1 protein-coding gene is annotated in these 1307 nt (G+C 55.9%); it reads right to left on the reverse strand.

What is annotated here, in order from left to right; genetic code table 11:
• Window positions 1–22: 22 nt before the first annotated feature.
• Window positions 23–1257, reverse strand: a protein-coding gene (locus AC05K6_RS10165; RefSeq protein WP_239388614.1) for an IS3 family transposase whose coding sequence is annotated in 2 segments (ribosomal slippage) — window positions 23–966 and window positions 966–1257 — 1236 coding nt in all. Because the reading frame shifts where the segments join, the coding sequence is not laid out codon by codon here.
• Between the last annotated feature and the right edge of the window lie 50 nt (window positions 1258–1307).

The following is a 1307-nucleotide window of genomic DNA, read 5'->3' on the forward strand; positions in this document are numbered from 1 at the left end:
TGAAGTGTCCCGGGTTTTGTTCCTAGGCTTGTGCCTTGATTTCCATTATTTCTCGACTGGGGTGGTGTTCCCAAAATTCGGTTTCGACTTCAGCCGGCGTGCGGTAGCCCAGGCTCTGGTGGAGCCTTGACTCGTTCCACCAATTCACCCACTCGAACGTCGCGATTTCCACGTCGACGACATCGGCCCACGTTCGCCTATGAATCAGCTCATTCTTGTAGGAGCCGTTGACGTTCTCAGCCAAAGCATTGTCATAGGAGTCGCCCACCGTCCCAGTGGACGCTGCGATACCGTGCTCAGCCAAGCGCTCGTTGTAGACGATGCTCACATATTGTGAGCCGTGGTCTGAATGGTGAATCAAGCCCGTTGTTTCCTTAGCGCACACGATTGCCTGGTTCAACGCCTGCAGCGGCAAGGCTTCGGTGCGCATCGAATCGGACAGCGCCCATCCGACGATCCTCCGGGAGAATACATCGGTCACGAACGCGGTGTACACAAAGCCTTTTCGGGTGCGCACGTAGGTAATGTCCGCCACCCACAGCCGATTAGGGCCAGGGGCCTTAAACTCACGTTTTACCAAGTCAGGGCGATGATCCGGACCCTTGGGTTTGCGCGTTGTGATTGGTGCCCCACCTTTGCCCTTGCCGGACAGTCCAGCACTGCGCATCAGCCGGGCTGTTTGCTCGCGTCCAATGTCAATGCCCTGGCGGCGCAGCACGCGCCACATTTTGCGAATCCCGTAGACACCGTAGTTTTGTTTATGAACTTCGGTAATGCGCTCTACTAGGGCAGCGTCGCGAAAAGCGCGGGAGCTTAAGCCCCGGGCCTTGGATTGGCGGTATCCACGCGAGCTAAGAAAACCGCCTTCGCGATGCGTGTTTAACGTCTGGCAGATGAACTCGACTGAGAAACGATTCCGATGCTCATCGATGAATCGGATCATTTCCGACGTTTTGGGTCGAGTTCGGATGCGAAAAAAGCTGAGGCGGCTTTCAACAACTCATTGGTGTCCCGCAGCTCTTGATTCTCTCGACGCAACCGTGCGTTTTCTGCAGCAAGGTCCTCGGGCATTGATTCCACAACACGTCCTTCGCGACGAGCGGCCTGCGTCCATTGCCTCGCCGTGTGCCACGAGACGCCCAGCTTTGGGGCTACTGCCTGGCACGCGGCTTGCATCGACATATTTTCCGCCAAGATGCGGTCTTCCACGAGACGGACCACACGGTCCTTGGCATCCTGGTCAAATTTTCTTGGCATATTCCAGATTTTCCCATCTACTCAAACGGAACAAAACCTGGGACACTTCA

Source organism: Corynebacterium sp. TUM25020 (genome assembly GCF_056388495.1).